This is a genomic window from Streptomyces sp. PA03-1a (assembly GCF_033792805.1).
In the GTDB taxonomy this organism is placed as follows: Bacteria; Actinomycetota; Actinomycetes; order Streptomycetales; family Streptomycetaceae; genus Actinacidiphila.
The window spans coordinates 1-5,299 of the sequence record NZ_JARAVO010000388.1 but is presented as its reverse complement, the minus strand read 5'-3'; the positions used below and the strand labels follow the sequence as shown (position 1 = coordinate 5,299).

The following is a 5,299-nucleotide window of genomic DNA, read 5'->3' as shown; positions in this document are numbered from 1 at the left end:
GGGGTGCCCCCACCCCGCGCCGCTCCCCCAGCCGGCGCTGGGAGGTGCCCCAGGCACGGCACTCCCCAGCCTTCGGCCCGGGGGAGTCGTCGAATCGTCCGAGTAGCCCACTACGAGACGACTCTCCGCCTTGCGATGCACCGCACCTGGGGGCACCTCCCAGCGGAGCTGGGGGAGCTCATTTTGACGACACGACCTAGCCCCGCCGCACGGCCCGGAGCTCCGCGACCCAGCGGCCGAGGACGTCGCGGACGTGGTCGGCGTGGTCGGCGGGATAGCCCCGCGGGCCGCACTCGACGACCAGGATGAGACCGAGGTAGACGCGGTAGAGGGCCAGCCGGTGCAGCGTCGAGGGCCCGAAGTCCAGGGTGCCGCCCGCCTCGTGGTAGCCGGCGACGAGGTCGCTGTCGGGGCCGGTGTCGCCGCCGAAGGCCAGGGAGACCAGTTCGGCCACCGGGTCGCCCCAGAAGGCCCGCTCGTGGTCGATGAGCCCGGTGACGACGGAGCCGTCGTCGGCGACGAAGACGTTGCCGGGCCACAGGTCGAAGTGGACCAGCCGCGGCTCGGTCACCTCCGCCAGGACGTCCGCGCCCTCCGCGACGAGCGCGCGGACCTCGTCGGGGGCGACGCCGAGCGGGGTGCTCCAGCGCACGGCCTCCTCCAGCATCGCCTCCACCATGGCGCCGAAGGCCGTCGGCCAGTCCGCCGCCGACAGCCCGGCCTCGGGGGCCGGGTAGCCGTACCGGCCGTCCTCCGGGGCGAGCGTGTGCAGCCGCGCCACGATCCGGCCCAGTTCACGGCGCAGCGCGGCCTGCCGGTCCGCGGGGAGGCGGTCCGCCGCCTTGTCCCAGGGGGTGCCGGGCAGGACCGACAGCGCCATGAAGTCCGGTGCCGCGTGCAGCAGTTCCGGCAGCGGCACATCGCCGAGGGCGGCAATCCGGCGGTGCGCCATGACCTCGGTGGCCATGATGCCGCGCTCGTAGCGCAGCACCAGGGCGTCCGGCGGTGGGGCGATCTTCACCACCGCCGGACGCCCGTCGTCGAGCCGCACCCGGTAGGCGGCGTTGAACCAGCCGTCCGTGAGCTCGGCCTCCACGCTGCAGCCGAGGCCCGCCGACTCCCGCAGCAGGGCGGCCAGTTGTCCGGCGGTGAGGGCGCGCTTGGTCAGGCTCTTCATGTCCCCGCATGCTATGAGAGCGCTCCCACGCTGTCACGGTCGTGCGCGGGGCCGGTCCGTCACGGCACCCGTTCCGACGTCGGCGCGTCCACGGCGCGCCCGGATTTTCGGGGGCGCGCGGGTACACCCGTCACGCCCGGTACCGCAACCCCTACGCGCCTGGTCTGTTCCCGGGCCACTTTCATATGGCAATCTCATCTTCACGTCGTACGCTCAGGCCCCACGTCCCCCACGCTCACCTCCTCAGCCCCAGGTTCCTCAGGATCGACGAAGAGAAGACCGCCGTGGCGTCCCTGCCCCTCACCCTGGCGGCTCGTCTGCTGCCCACCGCCATACTCGCCATCGTCGGCTGGACGATGGCCTCCTCGTCCCACGAGGACCCCGGCCGCACGTCGGCGAACGGATCCCGGACCGGCTCCACCGCGCCGTCCGGGTCGGACTCCGGCGCGGGTTCGGACTCCGGTTCCGGCTCGGGCTCCGGTTCGGACGGCTCCAAAGACGCGCCCGCCACGTACTCCAAGCCGCCCGCGCCGTGCACCGCGATCAAGACCGCGACCATCAAGAAGCTGGTCCCCGAGGCCAAGACGACGGGCAAGCAACTGTCCCTCACGGACCCCTCGCACCGCACGGGCTGCTCGTGGAACGCCCTCAAGGGCTTCGACTACCGCTGGCTCGACGTGACCTTCGAGGTGTCCACGACCGGTGGCGGCCAGGACGGCGAGGCGGCGGCGAAGGCCTCCTACAAGCGCCTGAAGAAGGCGGCCACGGCGTCCGGGATCGGTGACGAGGCCTCCGTGTCTGTGGAGCTGACGACCGAGGACAAGCAGCAGACGCGCGAGGCGGTCGTGGTGTTCCGCAAGGGGAACGCGGTCGTGACCGTCACCTACAACGGCAGCGACTTCGAGAACAAGAAGGCGCCGGACGAGTCCGAAGTCCGCGACGGTGCCCTGGCGGTGGCCAAGGACGCGCTCGCCGGGCTCGGCCCGGGCACCAACGTCGAGGGCGACCAGAGCGCCTGAGCCGGGCCGGTTCAGTCCTCCGTGGCGGGGACCACGTCGCGTGGCGGGCGGCCGTCGAGGAAGTCCACGACGTTGCGGACGGCGGCGAGCGCGATCCGGGCCACCGTGTCCCCGGTGGCGCCCCCCGCATGCGGGGACAGGACGACGTTGGGCGCGTGGAGCAGCCGCATCCCGGCCGGCGGCGGTTCGGGGTCGAAGACGTCGAGCCCGGCACCGGCCAGGCGCCCGGCCTCCAGCGCGTCAGCGAGCGCGTCCTGGTCGACGACCGCGCCCCGCGCGGTGTTGACCAGGAAGGCGGTGGGCTTGAGCAGCGCCAGCCGTCGCGCGTCGAGCAGATGCCGGGTCGCGTCGGTCAGCGGGACGTGGACGGACACGTAGTCGGCGGTCGCCAGCAGCTCGTCCAGCGGGAGGCGGCGGGCCCCGAGCAGCTGCTCGGTCGCGGCCGGTACGGGCCGGCGCGAGGTGTAGCGGACGGTCATCCCGAAGGCGGCGGCCCGCCGGGCCACGGCCTGCCCGATCGCCCCGAGGCCGATCACGCCGAGGACCCTGCCGTCCAGCTCGGTCAGTGACCGCTGCAGGCGGGGCAGCGGCCATTCGCCGCGGGACAGCGCCTCGTGCGCGGGGACGGTCCGCTTGGCGAGCGCGAGCATGAGCGCGAAGGCCTGCTCGGCGACGCTCTGCGTCTCGGCCCCGCTGGAGCCGATGGTGCACACGGGCACCCCGCGGGCGCGGGCGGCGGCGACGTCCACGTGCTCGTGGCCGTGGCCGGTGCACTGGACCAGTTCCAGGGCGGACGCGCAGGCGAGGTGCCCGGCCGCCACGGGGCCCAGCGCGGTCATGATCACGTGGGCCGCGGCCAGGGCGGCCGGGTCCTCGTCGGCGGACTCCACGACGGTCACGACGGCCCGGCCCTCGAAGAGCCGGGCCAGGGTGGCACCGACGCGGCGGCCCCCGACGTGCGGCGCCACGACCGCGAGGACGTTCTTCGGCTCCATGCGTCGTCACTCCTTCGTTCGCGGATATGTCCGCGGGCCCCTCCGCGGAGGTCAGGGCGCCGCAGCCGTCAGGTACCGCTGGACGGTGGGCGCCAGCCAGGCCACCACCTCCTCGCGCGGCATCGCCACGGCCGGCGGGAAGCGGAGCACGTACCGGCTGACGGCCATGCCGAGGATCTGCGAGGCCACGAGCACGGCGCGTTCCGTGGCGCGGCCGGGCTCCGGGTCCGGGCACACCGCGGCGGCGACCGGTGCGAGCTGCCGCTGCAGGATCGACCGCATCCGCTCGGCGCCGGCCGGGTTGGTGACGCCGACGCGCAGCAGCGCGGTCAGCGTCTCGTCCTCCTCCCAGCGCTCCAGGAAGTGCGCGACCAGGACGGCCCCGACGTCCTCGGTCGCGACCGCGGTCACGTCCGGCATGCGCAGGTCGAACTCGGAAGCGGCGGCGAAGAGCCCCTCCTTGTTGCCGTAGTAGCGCATGACCATCGAGGGGTCGATGGCCGCGTCCTTGGCGATGGCGCGGATGGTCGCCCGCTCGTAGCCGTCGGCGGCGAAGCGGTCGCGAGCCGCGGCGAGGATCGCCGCGCGGGTGGCGTCGGAACGGCGGGGGGCGGGGGACGTCGTGGTCATGCCCACAACTGTAGGCCAACGACTGTTGACATCGCCAGAGCGGCGGGGCTACGTTTGCCTACAAGCGTTGGCCTACAAGCGTTGGCATCCGAGGAGACCGCCGTGACCACCGAGAACCGCACCGACGCCACTCGCACCGCCACCCGCACCGCCACCGGCACCGGGGAGCACCCGGCCGGGGTCCTGGTCGTGGGCGCGGGCCCCACCGGCCTGCTGCTCGCCGGGGACCTGGCCGCCGCCGGCGTCCCCGTCACCGTCCTGGAGCGCCGCGGCCCGGGGCACGGCAACCTGAGCCGGGCCTTCGGCGTCCACGCCCGCACCCTCGAGCTCCTCGACGCCCGCGGCCTCGCCGACGAGCTGGTCGCCACCGGCCACCGGCTGCGCGGCCTGCGGCTCTTCCGCCGGTTGTCGCTGGACCTGGCGGAGCTGCCCTCCCGCTTCCCGTACCTGCTGATCACCCCCCAGTACGAGGTCGAGCGGCTGCTGGAGCGCCGGGCCCGCGCCGCGGGCGTGCGCTTCGAGCACGGCGCCGAGGTCCTCGCGGTACGCCAGGGCGACGAGGGCGTCGCACTCGACGTCCGCACCGCGGACGGCGCCGTCACCACCCGGCGCGCCGCCTACGCCGTCGGCACCGACGGCCACCGCAGCGCCGTCCGGACCGCCCTGGGCCTGCCCTTCCCCGGCCGGTCCGTCATCCGGTCGATCGTGCTCGCCGACGTCCGGCTCGCCGAACCGCCCGCGGAACTGCTGACCGTGGGCGGCACGGGCGACGCCTTCGCCTTCCTCGCGCCCTTCGGCGACGGCTGGTACCGCGTGATGTGCTGGGACCGCACCGGCGAGCGGCCCGACAGCGACCCGGTCGGCCTCGACGAGGTCCGCGCCATCACGCGCCGCGCCCTGGGCACCGACCACGGCATGGGCGAGGCCCGCTGGCTCTCCCGCTTCCACAGCGACGAACGCCAGGTGCCCGTCTACCGCGTCGGTCGCGTGCTGCTCGCCGGCGACGCGGCGCACGTCCACTCCCCCGCCGGCGGCCAGGGGATGAACACCGGCCTGCAGGACGCCGCCAACCTCGGCTGGAAGCTCGCCGCCGTGGTCCGCGGCCACGCGACCGACGCCCTGCTCGATACCTACCAGGCCGAACGGCACCCGGTGGGCGCGACGGTGCTGCGCAGCAGCGGCGGCATCATCCGGCTCGCCATGGCCCACAACGCCCTCCAGCGGACCTTCCGCGACCTGGTCTCCCTGGCCGTGGGCCACCTCCCGCCGCTGCGCCGCAGGGCCCTGGGCGCGATCACCGGCGGCTGGGGGTCGTGGCCAGAGCCATGAGGGACGGCGGCGCGAGGAGGACCACGGGCGGGGAAATAACGCGGCGGAGCGGCCGGTGTCAGGCGTTGTGTCCGATAGTGCACCGGGGGTTTCAGAGGCTGCGCCGCAGCACCATACAGGCCATCAGGTGCAATAGGAAAAAAAGGAAA

4 protein-coding genes and 1 pseudogene are annotated in these 5,299 nt (G+C 74.2%); 2 read left to right on the top strand and 3 right to left on the bottom strand.

Annotated elements, in window-relative coordinates; genetic code table 11:
* Positions 1 to 196: 196 nt before the first annotated feature.
* A complete protein-coding gene (locus tag PV341_RS43610) occupies positions 197 to 1,177 on the bottom strand; it encodes a phosphotransferase family protein (protein WP_500329444.1) in 981 nt (326 codons plus the stop codon).
* Positions 1,178 to 1,461: 284 nt separating this feature from the next.
* On the opposite strand from PV341_RS43610, the gene PV341_RS43605 reads away from it, so the two are divergent.
* Positions 1,462 to 2,196, top strand: coding sequence for a hypothetical protein (locus tag PV341_RS43605; RefSeq protein WP_500329442.1), 735 nt, complete (start codon positions 1,462 to 1,464; stop codon positions 2,194 to 2,196).
* A gap of 11 nt (positions 2,197 to 2,207) precedes the next feature.
* On the opposite strand, the gene PV341_RS43600 is transcribed toward PV341_RS43605, so the two are convergent.
* Both PV341_RS43600 and PV341_RS43595 read right to left on the bottom strand, forming a co-directional pair.
* Positions 2,208 to 3,191, bottom strand: a complete 984-nt coding sequence (locus tag PV341_RS43600) for a 2-hydroxyacid dehydrogenase (RefSeq protein WP_500360805.1) — start codon at positions 3,189 to 3,191, stop codon at positions 2,208 to 2,210.
* Between the two features lie 51 nt (positions 3,192 to 3,242).
* Positions 3,243 to 3,821 carry a TetR/AcrR family transcriptional regulator gene (locus PV341_RS43595; protein ID WP_500329438.1) on the bottom strand — a complete coding sequence of 193 codons (579 nt, stop codon included), beginning with the start codon at positions 3,819 to 3,821 and terminating at the stop codon, positions 3,243 to 3,245.
* Between the two features lie 102 nt (positions 3,822 to 3,923).
* Between PV341_RS43595 and PV341_RS43590 the strand changes: the two are divergent.
* Positions 3,924 to 5,147, top strand: a pseudogene (locus PV341_RS43590) (FAD-dependent oxidoreductase); the annotation flags it as partial.
* Between the last annotated feature and the right edge of the window lie 152 nt (positions 5,148 to 5,299).

Coding starts and splice junctions, on each gene's coding strand:
- PV341_RS43610 (WP_500329444.1), bottom strand. CDS start 1,177: ATGAAGAGCCTGACCAAGCGCGCCCTCACCGCCGGACAACTGGCCGCC.
- PV341_RS43600 (WP_500360805.1), bottom strand. CDS start 3,191: ATGGAGCCGAAGAACGTCCTCGCGGTCGTGGCGCCGCACGTCGGGGGC.
- PV341_RS43595 (WP_500329438.1), bottom strand. CDS start 3,821: ATGACCACGACGTCCCCCGCCCCCCGCCGTTCCGACGCCACCCGCGCG.